Source organism: Methanosarcina sp. (assembly GCF_035390745.1).
Lineage (GTDB): Archaea > Halobacteriota > Methanosarcinia > Methanosarcinales > Methanosarcinaceae > Methanosarcina.
In genome coordinates this window covers 1-18505 of record NZ_DAOOUJ010000021.1, presented here as the reverse complement: position 1 = coordinate 18505, position 18505 = coordinate 1, and the positions used below count along the sequence as shown (strand labels likewise).

The following is an 18505-nucleotide window of genomic DNA, read 5'->3' as shown; positions in this document are numbered from 1 at the left end:
AAATGGAGAAAAAAATAGACAACCTGACCTGCGCTAAGCTGATACAATTCAAACAAAAGCAAAATCTGTGACTTGATTCAGGATAGAATTACCCTGAAATTCAGGTCACATATATTCTGAAATTGTCCTTAGCATAATGATGAACCCCATGACCATCATTAAAAGGGAAATTCTCCAGGCCACCTGTAACAGGCGGGCCTGGTTTTGGGGTTCACCCAACTTCATTATTGCTCTTTCAACCAGATTAGGTCGATCGTCACATTCTGCCATGTTCAAATCAAACTTAATCTCTTATTTCATTCTTGCCTTGACTCTCTTCAGCCTGAAGGTGTTTTCCCTTTCCATTTCTTCAAGCATGAAACGGATGTACTTCATGGTCGCAATGAGTTCGGGAATGACCTTGAATTCGAGAGCGTTAACACGCCTCTTGGTCTTCTCGATTTCATCAAGGAGCCTTTTCATTGTAGTCTCAAGCTCTGCTGCAGTGATGATCTTTTCTACAAGGTCCTCATAGGCATCAGCAGTCTCATCGATATACGAGTTTGTCCCGATAATACCGTAGCCCCTCTCGTAGAGGGACTTGCGGACACCTGTAGAGCTGATCTTTGGCACCACAACACCCATGATGTTGTGCCCTGAAAGCTGGATTTCAGGAGACTCCTTTGCTGTAAAGGCGGTTGACTTGACTGCAACCATCCCATTAACAGCAGAGGCAAGATTGATTTTTTCAGTACTTTTTGCGAAGGCAGCATCCAGCTCGGTTCTGACGTTCCTTGCTTCGTTAAGGATCTTGAAGAACTCAAGAATCAGACCGTCTCTTTTCATCTTCAGGAGCTTGTGCCCGCTTTCAGAGAGCTTGATCTTTTTCTTGAGATTAATTAACTCCGAACGAGTTGGTTTTACGTCCTGCTGAGCCATGGCAATCACTTAGCCTTTCTGTGTGCCGGGTGATATTTCTGGATATATTTGTTGTCAATCCTACCCAACTGGTTCTCAGGAAGGTGAGTGAGAATCTGCCATCCGATTTCCAGAGTATCCTCGATTGTCCTGTTTTCGTTTCTGCCCTGGCGGACAAACTTATCCTCAAACAGGTCAGCAAACTCGAGGAACTTGGTGTCTCTTTCGGACAGAGCTTCCTTACCGACGATTGCCACCAGACCTCTCAGGTCACGCCCTTCTGCATAACCTGCATACATCTGGTCAGAAACCGCCTTGTGGTCTTCTCTTGTCTTGCCGGCTCCAATACCTGAGTTCATCAGCCTTGACAGGGACGGCAGCACATTAATTGGCGGGTAAATACCCTTTCTGTGCAGTTCTCTGGCAACCACGATCTGGCCTTCGGTAATATAACCGGAAAGGTCTGGAATCGGGTGGGTGATGTCGTCACCAGGCATCGAAAGAATCGGAATCTGAGTAACAGATCCCTTGGCGCCCTTGACAATACCTGCACGCTCATAGAGGGTTGCAAGGTCAGTGTACATGTAACCAGGATAACCACGGCGGCCAGGCACTTCGTTACGGGCAGCACCCATCTGACGGAGAGCTTCTGCATAGTTTGTAATGTCAGTCAGAATGACAAGAACGTGCATGCCGTGCTCATATGCCAGATACTCGGCTGCTGTAAGAGCCATACGCGGAGTAACTATACGTTCGACAGCAGGGTCGTCTGCAAGGTTGAGGAACACAACTGCCCTTTCGAGAGCACCTGTCTTTTCAAAGTCACTCATGAAATACTGAGCTTCTTCATTGGTGATACCCATTGCTGCGAAAACTACTGCGAAAGCAGATTCGGAACCGGGCACAGAAGCCTGCCTTGCAATCTGCAGGGCAATTTCATTGTGCGGGAGACCTGATGCTGAGAAAATAGGCAGTTTCTGCCCACGAACCAGGGTGTTTGTCCCGTCGATTGTAGAGATACCTGTCTGGATAAAGTCTTTCGGAGGCAGCCTTGCGTAAGGGTTCATTGCTGCTCCGTTGATATCCAGCAACTGGTCGGGCACAATCCTGGGTCCACCGTCTCTCGGGTCTCCGGAACCGGACAGGATCCTGCCGAGAAGGTCGATAGATGCGGGAAGCTTCAGGGTTTCGCCGGTGAATATTACACCGCAGTCCTTGTCAAGCCCACCCGTACCTTCGAAAACCTGGACAACCACAATGTCAGCGGAAGAGTCCAGCACCTGACCTCTGCGAACAGTTCCATCAGGCATTTTAATGTTAACGATTTCGTTATAACCTACAGGCTCTGTTTTCTCGACAAAGATAAGAGGCCCTGCAATCTGACTGATCGTCTTGTACTCTTTTGCCATGCTTACTTACCTCCCAGAGCTGCAAACTCCTTATCCATCTTTGAAAGGACAGCATTCAGAGAGCCATCGAAGTCCTCTTCGAACTTGACTTTGGGAAGATCGTTCTTCGACTGCATCTTGATAATTTCCGAAGCAGGTATACCTGATTTAAGGGCATCCATTGCAGCGTCTCCCCATTTCATGATGGCCTTCATGATCTTGTACTGTTTTGTGAACGGGCTGTAGGTGTCTATCGGGTGGAATGCATTCTGCTGCAGGAAGATTTCCCTTATCATACGGGTGATTTCAAGCAGAAGCTGCTGTTCTTCCGGCAGAGCATCGGAACCGACTAGCTGCACGATTTCCTGAAGTTCGGATTCTGTCTGCAGCATATCCATTGCCCTTTCCCTCATTGGGACGTAGTCAGGAGCCACGTTCTCGGTAAACCAGTCATTAAGGCTTTCCTTATACAGACTGTAGCTGTTCAGCCAGTTGATTGCAGGGAAGTGACGCCTCTGGGATAACTTTGCATCCAGAGCCCAGAATACCTTCACGATACGCAGAGTGTTCTGAGTAACCGGTTCGGAGAAGTCACCGCCGGGAGGAGATACCGCACCAATGGCAGTAATTGAGCCTTCCTCACCACAGAGAGTCTCGGCAACACCTGCACGCTCGTAGAATTCTGCCAGCCTTGCAGACAGGTATGCAGGATAACCTTCTTCACCAGGCATTTCTTCAAGACGGGAGGAGATTTCTCTCATGGCTTCTGCCCATCTTGAGGTGGAGTCTGCCATCAGGGAAACGTCATATCCCATGTCACGGTAGTACTCTGCAAGTGTCATTCCTGTGTATACAGATGCTTCTCTAGCAGCCACAGGCATGTTTGAAGTGTTAGCGACAAGGATGGTACGCTCCATAAGTGGCCTTCCGGTCTGCGGGTCTTCAAGTTCGGGGAACTCCCACAGAACATCTGCCATCTCGTTTCCACGCTCACCACAGCCGATGTAGACCACAATCTCGGTATCACTCCACTTTGAAAGCTGCTGTTGTGTAACGGTTTTACCCGACCCGAAAGGTCCTGGAATTGCAGCAGTACCTCCCTTTGCGACAGGGAAAAGCCCATCGAGGATTCTCTGCCCTGTAACCAGAGGTCTGGTGGGGGTAAGTTTCTTCTTTACAGGCCTTGGTTTCCTGACTGGCCATCTCTGCATCATTTGCAGTTCGGTTCCGTCAGTGAGGGTACAGATGGTATCTATAACAGTGAAGCTTCCGCTCTTTATATCGGCAACTGTCCCTGAAATATCAGGAGGCACCATAATTTTGTGTTCAATGTTCACAGTTTCCTGTACAACACCGATAACATCTCCGCCATTTACATGGTCGCCTTTTTTGACAACGGGCTTAAACTCCCAGAGTTTTTTGTGGTCAAGACCATCTGCAGTGACACCTCTACCAATGAAACCGCCCGTCCTTTCAAGCAGGACGTGCAGTGGCCTCTGAACCCCATCATAAATACTGGAAAGAAGACCTGGACCAAGCTCTACTGCCAGGGACATACCTGTAGTTACACAGGGTTCTCCAGGTTTGACGCCTCCTGTCTCTTCATAAACCTGAATGATGGTCTTGCCACCTACTATCTGGATGACTTCACCCATCAGCCCTTCGTTACCGACTTTGCAAAGGTCATACATCTTTGCATCCAAGCCGATAGCGGTGACGACAGGCCCAGCCACACGATAAATTTCACCTTTTACTTCCACAGATCAACACCTACCGCTTGTTTTATTTTGTCTCTTAAATTCGAGCCTGCTCCGCTGCCTCCTAGCGCTACTACTGTAGGCTGGACAGACTCGTTTAAGTTCTTCCTTAGAATTTCCGGCAGATTACTAATGTCATCATTATGCATTACAAGAATCCCAACACTTCTATCTTCAAGCACAGATCTTACAGCCGACTCAGTAGCCTTGATATCAGCGGTTTCATAAACTTTACTTATACCAGCCAGCCTGAATCCCGTAACAAATTCGCTCTTTCCGATCACTGCTAATTCCATTAGATAATCACCAACTGGTCTTTGATTAACTCATCACTGAGGCCAGTCTCTTTGCCCCTGAAAATGATCCGGAGATTGGTAGCCTCATTATTTTTATGAATGATATAGTCCAGAATAGGCACAACTGTGATCGGAGATACATGCGAAAGAATGGTTGAAGATTCAAGATAATATCTTGTGAGCCTGCTTTCAAGAGTAGTCAGAGAAGACATATCCGGACCTATAACACCTGAGATTGCATCCCAGTATTGAGTTCTTTGAAGCTCATTGACAAATTCGTCATATGGTAGAGCCGCCAGTTTCTCGGTCTTTAACTCAAGACCACCTTCAATCATGAGGGGCATGATTTCATCCGGCTGAGTAACGCCTGCTTTTTTCAGCCTGAAGAGGTTAATTAGATTCTTGACGTCTACTTCCAATCTGACAACTTTAGTAAAGAGCTTGCGGTCCTTAGATCTTGGTTTTCCGATTGCTTCAAACAAGCCTGTATAATATATCTTGTCAAGTTCGTTTTCTATGTATGCTAGGTTAGTTCCGTCAAACTTCTGCAGCAGGGGGTAGTATTCAGTATATTTCAGGGCCTCAACGACTTCCTGGTATGTGGCCTTGGCTGCAAGTTCTGACATAGAAGTGTAAGTAAACTCCCCGGCAGCAATCAGAGATTCCAGGATATCTTCAACAGACGCGTTGTAGATTTTACCACGGAGAAGTGTCTTTATGTTCCAGATGTCATATCTTTTCAGATATGCGACAATCAGGTAATTCAGTTCTCCAGAGGTTATTCTTACCAACTTATCATAGGTGAGCGCAAGATTCCTGTTCAATGCGTGTTCTGCCAGATCGCCACCACTGTATTTCATTGCCAGTTCGTCAACATCGTTTTTGTATTCAGACTCTTGGATAAAGCGGGTAATTTCATCAATCCCCATATTAAGAAGCCGGGGATACGATTCTTTAGGGAGTAACTTACTTTTCATCGCGCGGACACGGGTTACGGCATAAGCATAGTTAGAACTGCCTTTTTTCTTTTTATCGGATTTTCGTGAGGGCTTTTTCCCCCAGAGATTCTCCAAAAGCCGCATCGAACATCACCCGTATAATATATCAGATATCTGCTTCAAAGAACGTTCATATACGCTTTTCAGGATTGAATCGTATGTGAAATCTAACCTGACTGTCCCGTCCTCGTTTTCCAGAACAACTCCGCCAATGGAATCTATATTGCCAGCGTAAGATAGAGAGGTTAACTTCTTGACAGTCTCTTCGGACTCCTTAGAAGAATAAACTCTAGCACCGCTAGCTTCGTGCTTGCTGAGAATAGTTTTCAACAGCTCTTCTTTTTTGGATGCCGGCATTGACTTAATTTTTTCAACTGTCTGGTTATAAACTGTATCTAGAAGTTCCTTACGCTTGTTGAGCGTAATTCTTTTCACTTCCAGGTTTGCACTTGATATGACCTGCTGGTGCAGACTTTGGAGGTCCTCTTCCGCCTTGGCAAGGCTGTCTCCGAGCATTTTCTTCTGCATTTCTTTAGCTTCATTTAATATCTCGGAGGCCTTTGCATCGCCTTCGGCTTTTATACGGGAAACCTCAGCTCTTGCACCCTCTTGGATGTCTTTTACAACGATCTCTAGTCCCATGCTTACACCTCCAAATAAATTTAGAGCAAAAAAGTGCTCTAAAGCCTAGAGTAAATACTCTAAGCTGCTTAGAGTGCAACGATACCTAAGGGGGAACTTAGAGCATTATAAACGCTTCAGGTCTGTCTGGTAAGAAAAAAAGTCCCAGGCAAACTTAAAGCAATGCTCTAAGAAATTTAAGAGCAATAGCTCTTAAATTTAAGCAGAATTGATGAGCAATGCAACGACGAGACCGAAGATAACAATGGTTTCTGGAATGACAGTAAGGATCAGACCCTTACCGAATAATCCTTCGTTTTCTGCCATTGCGCCGATTGCTGCTGTACCGATATCCTTTTCAGCTATTGCAGATGCAAGACCAGTTACTGCGATTGCGATTGCTGCACCGAGTGCTTTCATTCCTGCTGCGTCCAGAAAGAGACCTGCTGATTCTTCTCCTACCATGTTTTTATTCCTCCGTGTATTTTCTTATATATCCGAATGGGTTGAATTTTCTGCCCCCGCCTTCATAGAATTTACCAAAGAATTCTACATACTGCAACCTGAGTGCGTGCAGTCCGGGAGCGATGATACTCAGAATAGTGTTAAGACCATGTCCGAGTATAAATACGATAATTGCAGCTATTGCTGCTCCGCCGATCTGTGAGTGATCAGGCCAAATCATTTTGAAAGCAATATCATTTACCGTACCTGCGATGTAAATCGAAGACAGACCGACTGCGATAATACGGGCATATGAAAGTGCGTTACCCATAAGAGATGGCAACTCGATCGGACCTTTGATACCTTCACCCATGGTGAGCATCACAACTCCGAGAACGAGAACAAGAGCACCTGCATAGGTGAGCGCTGAAATGCCGCCAGAATAGCCGAGAACTGCAACGAGCACACCGAGTTCGATAATGATCCAACTGCCTTTTTCGAGGACCGCGTGTTTCATCCCGTGGTGGCTGGCGATATTTGAAAAGCCGAACAGGAAACCAAGGTTTAGATGAATCAGTCCTACCAAGACACTTATTGCAATCATAGTCATTACCATGTGAGACCTGTGAATCGGGAAAGTAAATTCCTCGCCTCCGATACTTTCAAAGAGAGTAATCGTTTCCCAACCTGGAATCAAGCCTGGCGTTACACCGTGTACGGTATGCGAACTCGCAAGCGAGAATCCAAGGAACTCACCATAAAGAACTCCAAAAATAATTGACCATATCTGACAATAGATTAGAATATTCATAAGAGGCTTCACTGCATCTGACTTTACCAATGTTTTGATAGCCAGAGCCATTGCCAATAGTATTAATGCATATCCGATGTCTCCGAGAATCATTCCATAAATCAGCGGGAAGGTAATGAAAATCGCTGAGGATGGATCGAGTTCAGTGTACCTGGGTCTGGAATACAGATCCATAATTTCCTGCATCGGTGCCACAACTTTTGAGTTGTTGTATTCAACAGGGGCATGTTCTTCTTCCTCGTGATGAATTTCGAGGCTGGTAACATATGCCCTGCCGTTAGTGGCACTGTTAACTGCACTTACAACCTTATCAAAATCCTCGGTGGGGGTCCACCCGTCGATTATGAATGCGTTTGCAGATGTAGCTATTCTAAGAGGCAGTTCTGCTTTCTGACTCTCGATACTCAGAACCTCGTCGCTGGCAAGGATGAAATCGGCGTACCTGGCTTTCAAGGACTCGATCTCACCTTTTAAGGATTCGATCCTTCTGGTGACTTCGGCTTCTTTCTGTTCAATGAACCTTAACAGCTCGCTTGGGACACCACCTCTTTCCGGAACTCTAAGTTCTTTGAATCCAAGACCCTGAAGTAATTCGTAAGCTTTGTCGGCATCATTTATAGCTACAAACAGTACAACAGCCTTTGATTGAGGGTCATAATACAGTTCGTAAGCTCTGGTGATGCTCGAAATCTGACTTTCTTCCAGGCTACTTTTTACAGTGCCTGCGAAAACCTTGATGCTTTCGTAGCCACGGTAATATTCGAAGTCAAGATTAATGGACAGATAAGGCAGGATTTCCCTTTTCTGGACATCCAGGTCTTTTAATTCATTTTCAAGCTGGGAAATTGTTTCCGTTTTAGATGAAATTTCTCTGTCCAGTTCATTTAACTTCGAATCAAGTTCGCGCAGAACCGAGTCAGTTTTCTGAACTACCGGTTTTTTACTTTCAATCCCCAAATAATTGGCGATGGAACGGATCTTCACAAGCTTTTTCGAGACTTCTTCTGCGTTTTTAAATGGCTTGCTGATCTTAAAACCAGACTCGTCTTCGACAAAATCTTCTATGTGAAAGAGATTTATATCATGCAATGCTTCGATGGTTTCTTTTAAAATGCTTTTATGCCCGACAATAACGGCCCTTGTCATCTCTTTAGGTCTACTCATTAAGGACCGCCCTCTCAAACTCCTGTACTAGGTAATTGACGGATTTGTCGATATTAGCTTGAGCTTTTTGGGACATGGCTAATGCGTTTTTTTCACCATCGTTGACGATCTTATCTCTTTCCTCCAGGATCTTTTCTTCACCTACTTTAAAAGAGTCTTGTGCAGCTTTATGTGCATCAATTTCGGCCTGTTTCAGGATTTCCCTGGCTTCGGCCCTGGCGTCGGAGATGCGCTTGTTTTTCGCTTCAATGGCTTCATCAACCATTGATTTAGCACTCTCTTCCGCTTTTTTTATTTCGGATAAGATTTCATTTTTAGCCATGTGAATCTCCGTCTCTCAAAATTTAATATATAAATTAATAATTAAAAATCCCTACTCCAATGGAGGTAGTTAACAAATCCTTCGTGAAAGAACTATATAACAGCTTCGGTTTTGTCGGAGAGGATAAGAATAACTATAATGATTATTAATGACATATTAAATTTGAAGGAAATTCTTAAGAAATTTAAAAATATAAATAACAACATATATGGTTAAAATCCAAAAGATTAAATATAACAGTAAAAAATAGTTAAATAGAAACAGTAGAATATAATTAAATGGTAAAAAATACAAAATCTTCCCGAATAAAAGAAGAACGGACTCATGAAAATAACTTTTTTTAACTAATAATCGGGAGATGATTTAAAGATCATTTTGAAATAAAATATGAATTCCCCGATGAGATGTAAGACTTTATAAAATAAATTAAAAAATGTACTGAATCCAAAAAACACATTCAGTATTGATTATTTAAAGTAAGGAACTTAAAGCCAGTTTAAAAAAGAAAAAAACAAAATTATTAAGAGTGACGAATAGTACAATACCACTAAATTGGTAATGTAAAACTTGGGAGTACAATCTTATTTTCGCAGAAATGTAAGAATTATTTTAGGAAGAAAGGCGTCTTTTTTTAAATAGGTCTTTTAATCCGGAACAGACTTTAAAACTCCTAAAACAGGAATACTCCTGAAAATCCCGGGGTTAAAAAGCTATTTTTTGGAGAAGGAGTTCAAAATGAGGAGGAGAATATTAAACAAAATTTTATGAAGAAAATAAAAAAATAATTAAACTCGAAATCTTACATCCAGTTTCAAAAACAGAGAAAAAATACTGCGGAATAAAGAGGAAGAAAAAAGAAAAAAGAAAAGAATCGAGATAGAAAGGATCGTGGAAAACGGAAAAGAAAAAGAAAGTAAAATTCCTTTAAAAAGTATTTAAAAGAATATTACTCAATCCTGTAAGGGATTCTGGCTCCTTTAGGGATAGTATGAATGTATTTCTTTCTGAAATCCGGATTTCGCATCATACAGTAAGCTGCATCATCTTTCTTGTAAGCACTGTGCTTTCCCATACGCTTCCAGATAGTCTCCAGAGGCTCTTCGCAGATATTACCAAAAGAGAGCGGCGTATATGCACAGGGCATAACCTCTCCATCAGAGGCAACATGTATCCAGCGCCTGCCGGCAAAGCATCCGAAAAGCTCAGGACCCATGAAATAGGGGAAAGCCGTAACCCTGGGACCTTCAGGTTTGCTGTTCATGGCTTTCTGGAACGCCTGAAGCCTGGATACATCCCTGCTGCTTATTACTTCATCCTCATGTTCAAGCCAGCGCCCTACTGCAATGATCTCATAGATTGAGATCTCCTTCATATTAAGATCGGCTGCAAGGGAATAGAAATCGTCAAGGTTATCTATATTATGCGGAGAAACGACAACAAACATATCAGTGAGAATCCCCGCAGCATCCGCATTTTTAATTCCGTCAATAGCATCTCTGTATGCGCCGCTCCGGCCCCTGAAACGGTCATGTTCAGCTTCGAAGGGGCTGTCCAGACTGATCCTCGCAGCGTAAAGACCTGCAGCTTTAAGTGCAGCAGCCCGCTCTTCGGATAGTTTGAAGCCAGAAGTAAAACATGTAACAATTGCTTTTGTCTTGTCTACCCGTGAAACCATCTCAACGAGATCGTTTCTGAGCATTGTCTCTCCGCCGTCAAAGCCAACCAGATAGGACCCGAGGTCAAGGCTCTGATCCACAGCATTGCAGATTTCATCGAGCGTTAATTCCTTTTCAGGCTTTATACCGGCTGCTCCGCAGTGGATACAGTTATTTGGGCATCGGGCAGTAATCCCTATTGTAAATTGATCAGGAACACGTTTTTTCCTTATAGCTGCAATTTCAGCGCCTATGACCCGGCTGAAAACAGGACCTGGAATAGGAGGAATCCAGGTAGAAAATATAATCTCGTCTTCGTTTATTGAGATGGGTTTTTCTTCCGCAAAGATATTGTTTATACGTTTCAGAAAGGGTTTTGCAAGCTGGGAAAGGGGGCCTTCTGCATCGAGCACCATCTTTTCGTTTTCCATACTGGCATTTACCTTAATCACCGGACTATCATATACTCGCATGAATACACCTGATAAAGTTAGTGGCAAAAGCTGGAATTAGGGTTATTAAGAAACTGAATTCTATAATTTTTGACATCAAATACACGGAAATTCGGCCAAATAAATCATTTTTCAGGACAGGTTAAAGTGTGTCAGAGGTTCTCAAGCATGTCGATGGTTATATAATCGGTAATCTGGAAAAGCTTGTCCCTTGCCGGGCATTCTCTGAAAGTCCCGAGAGTTTCTTTTGCGGCACTGATGTGCATTTTTACACAGTCAATTGACTTCGCCAGGGCTTCTTCCTTTGACATGCTTTTCATGTAGATGTGCGGCAGGGTTTCAGATGTGAATTTGGACTCCTTGCCCTCCACAATCTCAAGAAACTCAAGTATATCATCAACAATCTGGTATGCTGTCCCAAGGGAATTCCCGAAAAAGCTAAAACGCTTGGCAAGCGCTTCATCAGCTCCACCCGTATAAGCCCCAATGGATGCACTGATCGCGAATAGAGAAGCTGTCTTTTTATATATGCATCTAAAATAATCTTTTTCTCCAAAGCTGCCATCTTCAAGCTTCAGGTCAAGGACTTCCCCTTCCGCCATGTCCATACCTGCCTTTCCAAAGTCCCGAACCACTTTCTCCCCATAAGAAGAAATAAAAGCAATTGATTTTGCAATAAGATAATCTCCGCAGAGAAGGGCCCGGGAAGGACCGAATTTTTCAGGAGCAGAAGGCAGGTTCCTTCTTATGAGCCCCTGATCCAGAAGATCATCATGAATTAAGGACGCCGAATGCATCATTTCAACAGCAAGGGCTGCATTAAGGCTTCGGGAATATGAGCCGGAACAGATCTCACTGACCAGAAGGAGGATAATTGGTCGAATTCTTTTTCCTCCGGAATGACAGACATGCTCAACCATTTTTTTTAAGCCGGAGTCCTCTATCAGGGCAATTGAGTCTTTAATTCCGGCTTCTACATATCTGTATTCTTCCCATTCTTCAATATTCATCAATATTACTCCGTGTGCTTTGACGGCCATCCTGTAATTATTTTATTTGCCTCAAATGTGGATTAGGAAAACTTTTTTCGCTGAGGATCACCTGTTTTCCTTGAGGGGAGGTTTCCTACATAATTCACATGTATCTTAAGGTTTTCATCGTTTTTATCTGTTAGATAGAATGATGTCACGCCAGGAGCTTTTTGAAGGCTCCCGTCCTCTACAACTCCCGGAATTTAATTCTGCAAGGAGCAGCCCTGAGGATCAGAGAGAAGCTCAGATATCGCAATGTATCCTTCCGAATAGTCGGCTCCGTATAATCTAATAAGGAACACACCAGCAATAAAAGCAACTGCAAGCAATGATTTCTTTTTTATTCACGTTAAACCCCCGTATAACTCAAACATTACATTAACCTTTTGTTAAACTCTGCATATGTCTTGAGTGCGAAAGGAAGGGCGCAAATATAAACATCCAGCTTATTGCAAATTCCAGAATAAATGGTTCTATCTGGATCACTCTTTTTCACTATCGGCCTCTCCTGCCTTGTCTGGAGCTGAGGCGGCGCAAGGGAAGAAAGCTGGTTTTGAGAAACTTATGCCTAGCCCTATATAAGAGTATATATTCGAAATCAAGAAAAAAGATCCCGGAGCAAAAACAGAAGAAAATCAGGTTTTCTCCTTAACATTAAAAATAATAATATTAGTTTCCCACATAAGAGAAGAATATTGTTTTTACAGTATAAGTATAAAGCCTGAACAGCTATAAACGACAATCTTTGCAAAGTTGGTACATGGAGGGTAAGCATTTTTCATTCAAAATGTAGCAAAAATGGAGAATTTTGCTGGAAAGCCCACTTATAGCCAGAACAAAATATATTGTGCAGTTAAAGATATATTTAGATTAATTTACTCCAGGATATTCGCATTAAAAGTTCAATTTTTACGGCAGGCGTGGTTAACAATAAAATAAAACCTTTTGAATAAAATCGAAATATACAATCATTGTGATAATTAGGCTGAAAATCCACAAACTTCAGAATAATAGATCCATACTTTAGTGCCTGAAAATCGAACCGGAGCAGGAGAGTAAAAGTATATAGTGAGAATGGGTAAAAATATCCAGTGAACGAAATAATAGAACATGAAAAAGCAGAGAAAACATCCTGGAAAATGGAAACTTATCACTCTGGCTGGAAAGATGGAGTCCGGGCGCAGGCGCTTGAAAGAACTTTTTCCGAGTAAGATCCCGCCGGTAAAAACTTTCCAGGCAACTGAACAAAAGAAGGAAAAAGGAGAAAAACCACAAAAATTCCAGGGTATATAAAAAGACCAGTGGTTTCAAGCGAAAACATTATATCTGACAAATACCTCTAGTGTGTTGCAGTTTGCGTTGATGGTCTAGCGGCTATGACTTGGGCCTTCCAAGCCCAAAACCCGGGTTCGAATCCCGGTCGGCGCATTTAACCTTTTTCAATTAGTTTTAAATTATCTTTTTTCTCATTTTATCACAATAAAGACAACAGTCGTGCGAGGGTTGCCCAGCCAGGTCAAAGGCGATGGGCTTAGGACCCATTTTCGTAGGAATTCGTGCGTTCGAATCGCACCCCTCGCATTTTCTTTTAGGGTAATAGAAAACTCAAAAAAACACAACTCTGTTTTGCGAGATTTATGCACAACATCTTTTTCAAAAGCGGTCATGCCCAGAATATCATTTGTATATTTTTTAGAATTATATCATATGGAAAAACAAATTAAAAAAAGAGAAATTTGAGGTATTTTCATTAATACCTGACAGGATTAGAACCATACCTTGAACCGATTCTTTTTTCGCTTTCTTCTTTTGGTTTAAATTCTTCTTCTTTTATTTTAAATCCGTGTACTTTTGTTTTGAATACGTGTACTTTTGTTTTAAGCTCTTCTGCTTTTGTTTTAAGCTCTTCTGTTTTTGTTTTGAGTCCTTCTGTTTTTGATTTAGATCCTTCTGCTTTTGTCTTTAATGAATTACACAAGCAGCATCCTTCTTTGCAATGTGCGATATGTATATGTTTTACAACACAGGTAAGTCCTATTACGGCTAAGATATAAACAACTATTTCCATAAGTTTATTCATAGTAATCCCCCAATCTATTATTGTATCTTATTGTTTATGAAGTTAATGAATGTGTTAAAAAATGAGAGATGTAAGAAGCCAAAAAAGCTGCCAGCTATACCTGCCATGAACTCACTGGTTATTATTGATTTTAGGCAGTGTGTTAGTGTTAGGATATTTACAGAGTTTTTCTTGCACAGTATCTCTCCGAATTGGAATGCTCAACAAGTTTCCCATTTTCAAGTACGGATATTGAACCGTGCCCGCAGCAGATAAGGCATCTTCTGCCTTTTTTAATAAGTTCGGAATCGAGTTTCTGTATGAGGGAAAGAAGAGCGTTTCGTTCCTCTTTTGCAAGGCTGCTGTCCACATTTACCGAGGTCATGAGGTAATCAGCCAGAATATTATATTCCGTTCTCTCAGGACTCAAACTTTTGAAATTAATCACCGCATCTTGAGGGAAGAGCAGACCTTCTTCGGGGCAGAGATAAAAGATCTCTCCATGCATATGCCCCCCAAGACCCAGAAGAGCCTCAAATTCAAGGTCTCCTATCCTGAACCGGGAAACAACAGGAAAAGCCCCCCTTTTTTCAGTTTCGTCATCAGTAGCGGAAATATCCGGGAAAAGGATTACATTTGAAGGAGGGGTGAACCTTGAGAAAAGGTTAATCATTTTCGTATAGACTTCTTCCAGGATGCAGCCCTGATTGGTAGACCCGTAAGCTCTGCTGGTTTCCCGGGTAATTTTCAGAGTTTCCTGATTGAGGTAAGAAGGGGCGGAAAAACAACCTGCTGCTCCGCAGTGGTCAGCATCTGCATGAGTAATATAGATTCTTTTAAGCAGGCTCAGATCTCCAAGCCCGTAGTGCTGAAGCATATTCACGACATCCGGCTGGTATATCCCGTAACCGGTATCAATCATGACCCTTTCTTCAGGAGTATCAAAAAGATAGATATTTCCCCCACAGGGAAGCTGGAAGCAGAAGAGTTCAATATTTTCTTTTACCCTGATCCTCTGTACATCGGCATAAAACCCTTCTCCTGAAGTCTTGCTCAGGGTTTCCCCGACTTTAAGGATGTTCTCAAAAACCTCGACAGGATCTTTCCGCAGGTTTGAGAGCTCCTGAGCAATATGATTGATGTCATGCAAAAATTTCATCAAAAAAACGTCTTCTGCGTTTCCGAGATAGTGCCTCAATTTCTGGGCAAGGCGGAGATAAAAGACCGTATCATCGAGCTTTTCACCTGTTGTATCGTATTCAACGATTTCAAGCCTGTATTTTGACTTTATCTGGTTAAGGAGAGTATCAACAAGGTCAGCGTTTTCAATATTCAGGCTAACGACAAGCCTTTCGGGATGCTGTCCCCGGTCATCAAAATCAAGGTAAGTGATATTTGCACCTGAGGATGTTGTGTGGTTAAGAAAATCGAATAAAGCTCCAGAGCAGTTGGGAAGATAAACATTGAATTTAAGAAAAGCTACAGGATGCAGAGAAGTCTGAAGGTAACCTATTCTTTCCAGCTCATCACGAATTTTCTCATAAGCCTGTGAAGAAGCTGCTACCTCAAAAAAGACGGTATTCCTGTCGATTCTCCGGTCATACTGGATCCGGTTGATGTTTCCTTTATACCGAGTGATAATTTCGGCTGCCCTGTGAAGCGCTCCCGGCTTATCGGGCATAGAGGCGATAAAAGAGAACTGTTCCATGAAACATCCTCTGATCAGGTTAAAACCGTTTTTCTGGTTGATTTAGATAAAATACTAAAACCGTTTTTTGGTTAATTTAGATAAAATACTGCCTTACTTTAAACTTTCCTGTTTCTATGGGAGAGAAAAATGCCAGAAAATAAAAAATTCAGTACTGATAATAATATAATAAAACTTAGCACTCCAGTATGACAGGGGATAAACCAAGTGATTTAAAAGCTTCTTTTATTTCCGTGAGAGGATTTTTCTTCCTGTAAAAAAGGTGAGATGAGCAGGAACAATCCGTGCACCCGAACCCAGGAACCGAATCTCCACCCAGCCTCTGTGCAAGTTCACACTCAAGCCTGTCAGAAGTGCCCGCACAGACTGCCCCGGACAGGCTGAATGAAGGGTCAAGGTGAAGATAATCCACATGCCATCTTGGGTTCCTATCCTTCTTTAAAGAAAACTCAATATGCCTTTTGACCCTTTTCATGCCACCGGAACCGAGAGCAGAGCCGACATAAATATGAAATCCTTCAGGAAACGAAAACATGCCCTTTTTCCCAATATTTATCACGCTGCCCGCGTTTTTAAACACCAGACAGTAAACCCCTCTTTCGGAAAAATCCATTTCAAGACCTCTATTCTTAAGACCTGTCTCTATTTCCGGAAATCTGACGTTTGTTTCCGGAAACCTCAAGGTACTTTTCAATCAGAGGTGATACCATTTCTTCCAGCACCTCCCTTTCCTTCAGGGCTTCAACCCAGGAAACCGGCACGGCCTCGATTCCAAGCCTTGCTCCAAGAATCCCGCCTGCAACACTGCCTACCGAATCCGAGTCCCCTGTTATATTCACTGCGGTCTGGACTGCTTTTTTATAGTTATCAGGGTACCGCAGGATGCAGAAATAAGCAAGAGCAAAAGTCTCATCCGCATACCAGCCCTGTCCTATTTTCGTGAGAGCTTCTTCATCACTCAAATTAGTGTGAGCAAGCTCATAAGAATGTTTGAGAGCTTCAGTAAACTCCTCAGAAATTCCTTCCGTGACCCTGAGAAGAGGCAGAAACATATCTTCTGGAGTTATCCCGTCAAGAGCAAGTTTCAAGGCGTATGCTCCTGCAACAGATGCAGCATCTGCAGTCGGATGGGTATGGGTAATTCTGCCGGAAAGTGAAGCGGCATCAATCAATTTTTCAGGGTCGTTTCGGAAAATGAAGCCAAGAATTCCAGCCCTCATGAGGCTTCCGCACGTTTTCGATCTCAGCCCTGAGCTGCTCCAGTGAACTCCATCCTTGAGATTCAGGGCTGCACCTCTTGTGGTTGCTCCTGCCCCAAGGTCAGGCTTATTCAGCCAGAGGACAAGCTCCTCTGCAATTTTATCCATAAGCCCGGGAAGTTTAAGTTCTGCTCCATCCAGAAGCCCCCTGGCAAGCACAAGCATTAGCTGTGTATCATCGGTCCAGGAAGAATCAGGAGGAACCTCAAGAATCCCCTGCTCTCCGTATTTCTCCTTTATCAGCTCAAGAGTCAGGTGTTCTACAGGGCGCCCGAGAGCGTCAGCACAGGCGGTGCCGAAAAGGTAGCCTCGAAGCTTGTTTTCGAGGTTTTGAGTAGTTTGCGTATTTTCCTTACTCATAAATTACATCCTATAGGTTTCTTGATTCCCGCTTTAGAGGTGAAAATAAAAACAGATTATATTTATTAATTAGAGCTGTTGTCTACTTTAAAGAAATTAGGAGCGGTGGCACGAACACCCCTGCTACTTAGAGCAGGGAGTGCCAGTAGCTTGATTACGTTAAAGGCTGTATACTTTGTCTTGAAATCTGTTTATGAGCTTTGACCGCAATATCTGGATCAACAAGTACAAAGTCTTTCTCTGATGGAGATAAACCAAATATCTTTTCGAATTCATCTTTTCCCAGCATATCTGGAAGGCTTATTAACAGATCTCCAAAAAGGTCGTTCACTTCTTTAACATACTTCTCAATGTTGAGGTCGACACTATAAAACTCATTATCCATTTTCCCTTTTTCCTTGAGAAAGACAAGTTGTTGTTTTAGAACCTGACTGGTTATCTGAGGATCCAGATTATCACCAAGACAAAATTCTATCATCAGTTCAAACTCTTTCCCAAGTAGAGAATACCTTTCTTCATTCTTAATCGTTGAACTGAAAGACCCAATTTTACTTCCCTGAAGAGGAGAACTTTCTTCACTCATAGTTGCAGAATTAAAGCCAGGTAATATCTTCATCTGTTCAGTATACAGGTCCACTACTTTTTGAATATATGCCTTTTCCGGTTCATCTATTGAATTTGAATATACCCTCATATCCGAATCAGAGGATTCTGTAGAGACCCTACTTTTTGATGCACAAGATAATGATTCACAGATTTTGGAACTTTCTATGAATTCAAAGGAGGAGGTCCCATATGTCCCATAAACGTAACTAGATGCTGCATAACCTCTCGCCTTTGAAACAATCACCCTGGCAGGATATAAAATTCTATTTGCCGTTTGGTGGCATACACCAGTAACTCCATATTCAATACCTGCCTGACTATTTGGTTGAGAGATATAATCTGCCAATGAGTATTTGCCATATCCTCGGCAAATCTCTTTCCCGCCAGATCCCCTTCCCCAGCAGGGCCAGGATTTGCAAGGATTGTTACTTGTCACATAGGTGTGATCTAGTCCACTATCTATATCTATAAGACCCGCATCAATATCTATTGATATAGCATAACCAGTCAATAAACTCATTTCATTCAGACATCGTACCGAGATGGGTGGTTGGAGTGATACCCTATGTGCAAGATGCCTCATACTTATTACTTGAGAAGATGGATCCAACGTCCTAGTTGTGGATCTTAATGATAACATAAATATTGCTCCTTATGTTGAGATTACTGAAGCGCTA

At 42.7% G+C, this 18505-nt stretch carries 16 protein-coding genes and 2 tRNA genes; 2 read left to right on the top strand and 16 right to left on the bottom strand.

Annotation, left to right across the window (positions count from 1 at the left end):
• Positions 1-291: 291 nt before the first annotated feature.
• The 11 genes from PLL47_RS06970 to PLL47_RS06920 all read right to left on the bottom strand — a co-directional run bounded on the left by PLL47_RS06970 (position 292) and on the right by PLL47_RS06920 (position 11845).
• Positions 292-918 (bottom strand): V-type ATP synthase subunit D, encoded by a 627-nt coding sequence (locus PLL47_RS06970; RefSeq protein ID WP_324445486.1) that lies wholly within the window; start codon positions 916-918, stop codon positions 292-294.
• Between the two features lie 5 nt (positions 919-923).
• Positions 924-2306 carry an ATP synthase subunit B gene (locus PLL47_RS06965; protein WP_324445468.1) on the bottom strand — a complete coding sequence of 461 codons (1383 nt, stop codon included), beginning with the start codon at positions 2304-2306 and terminating at the stop codon, positions 924-926.
• 2 nt (positions 2307-2308) lie between these two features.
• Complete coding sequence (locus PLL47_RS06960; protein WP_324445467.1) at positions 2309-4045, bottom strand: ATP synthase subunit A; 1737 nt, start codon at positions 4043-4045, stop codon at positions 2309-2311.
• On the bottom strand, positions 4036-4338 hold the full coding sequence (locus tag PLL47_RS06955) for a V-type ATP synthase subunit F (protein ID WP_324445466.1): 303 nt from the start codon (positions 4336-4338) through the stop codon (positions 4036-4038). The genes PLL47_RS06960 and PLL47_RS06955 overlap by 10 nt, the downstream gene beginning before the upstream one ends.
• A complete protein-coding gene (locus PLL47_RS06950; RefSeq protein ID WP_324445465.1) occupies positions 4338-5420 on the bottom strand; it encodes a V-type ATP synthase subunit C in 1083 nt (360 codons plus the stop codon). Before PLL47_RS06950 ends, PLL47_RS06955 begins: the two co-directional genes overlap by 1 nt.
• Before the next feature lie 6 nt (positions 5421-5426).
• A complete protein-coding gene (locus tag PLL47_RS06945) occupies positions 5427-5978 on the bottom strand; it encodes a V-type ATP synthase subunit E (protein WP_324445464.1) in 552 nt (183 codons plus the stop codon).
• Between the two features lie 198 nt (positions 5979-6176).
• Positions 6177-6422 carry an ATP synthase subunit C-like protein gene (locus PLL47_RS06940; protein WP_324445463.1) on the bottom strand — a complete coding sequence of 82 codons (246 nt, stop codon included), beginning with the start codon at positions 6420-6422 and terminating at the stop codon, positions 6177-6179.
• Between the two features lie 4 nt (positions 6423-6426).
• The gene (locus PLL47_RS06935; RefSeq protein ID WP_324445462.1) at positions 6427-8376 is read right to left on the bottom strand and encodes a V-type ATP synthase subunit I; all 1950 of its coding nucleotides are present in this window, start codon (positions 8374-8376) and stop codon (positions 6427-6429) included.
• Positions 8369-8698: an ATP synthase archaeal subunit H gene (ahaH, locus tag PLL47_RS06930; protein ID WP_324445461.1), complete on the bottom strand. Its 330-nt coding sequence runs from the start codon at positions 8696-8698 to the stop codon at positions 8369-8371. Before ahaH ends, PLL47_RS06935 begins: the two co-directional genes overlap by 8 nt.
• Before the next feature lie 946 nt (positions 8699-9644).
• Positions 9645-10826, bottom strand: a complete 1182-nt coding sequence (locus PLL47_RS06925) for a radical SAM/SPASM domain-containing protein (protein WP_324445460.1) — start codon at positions 10824-10826, stop codon at positions 9645-9647.
• A gap of 131 nt (positions 10827-10957) precedes the next feature.
• Positions 10958-11845, bottom strand: a complete 888-nt coding sequence (locus PLL47_RS06920) for a geranylfarnesyl diphosphate synthase (protein WP_324445459.1) — start codon at positions 11843-11845, stop codon at positions 10958-10960.
• Positions 11846-13192: 1347 nt separating this feature from the next.
• On the opposite strand from PLL47_RS06920, the gene PLL47_RS06915 reads away from it, so the two are divergent.
• Positions 13193-13264: transfer RNA gene (locus PLL47_RS06915), tRNA-Gly, on the top strand.
• A 68-nt stretch (positions 13265-13332) separates the two neighbouring features.
• Positions 13333-13417, top strand: a tRNA-Leu gene (locus PLL47_RS06910).
• Between the two features lie 169 nt (positions 13418-13586).
• Here PLL47_RS06910 and PLL47_RS06905 read toward each other — a convergent pair.
• The 5 genes from PLL47_RS06905 to PLL47_RS06885 all read right to left on the bottom strand — a co-directional run bounded on the left by PLL47_RS06905 (position 13587) and on the right by PLL47_RS06885 (position 18468).
• Entirely contained in the window at positions 13587-13916 is a 330-nt protein-coding gene (locus tag PLL47_RS06905) for a hypothetical protein (RefSeq protein ID WP_324445458.1), read from the bottom strand.
• Between the two features lie 157 nt (positions 13917-14073).
• Positions 14074-15603 carry an MBL fold metallo-hydrolase gene (locus tag PLL47_RS06900; RefSeq protein WP_324445457.1) on the bottom strand — a complete coding sequence of 510 codons (1530 nt, stop codon included), beginning with the start codon at positions 15601-15603 and terminating at the stop codon, positions 14074-14076.
• Positions 15604-15778: 175 nt separating this feature from the next.
• On the bottom strand, positions 15779-16216 hold the full coding sequence (locus PLL47_RS06895) for a GIY-YIG nuclease family protein (protein ID WP_324445456.1): 438 nt from the start codon (positions 16214-16216) through the stop codon (positions 15779-15781).
• Positions 16217-16232: 16 nt separating this feature from the next.
• On the bottom strand, positions 16233-17222 hold the full coding sequence (locus tag PLL47_RS06890; protein ID WP_324445455.1) for an ADP-ribosylglycohydrolase family protein: 990 nt from the start codon (positions 17220-17222) through the stop codon (positions 16233-16235).
• 154 nt (positions 17223-17376) lie between these two features.
• On the bottom strand, positions 17377-18468 hold the full coding sequence (locus PLL47_RS06885; protein ID WP_324445454.1) for a hypothetical protein: 1092 nt from the start codon (positions 18466-18468) through the stop codon (positions 17377-17379).
• Positions 18469-18505: the final 37 nt, after the last annotated feature.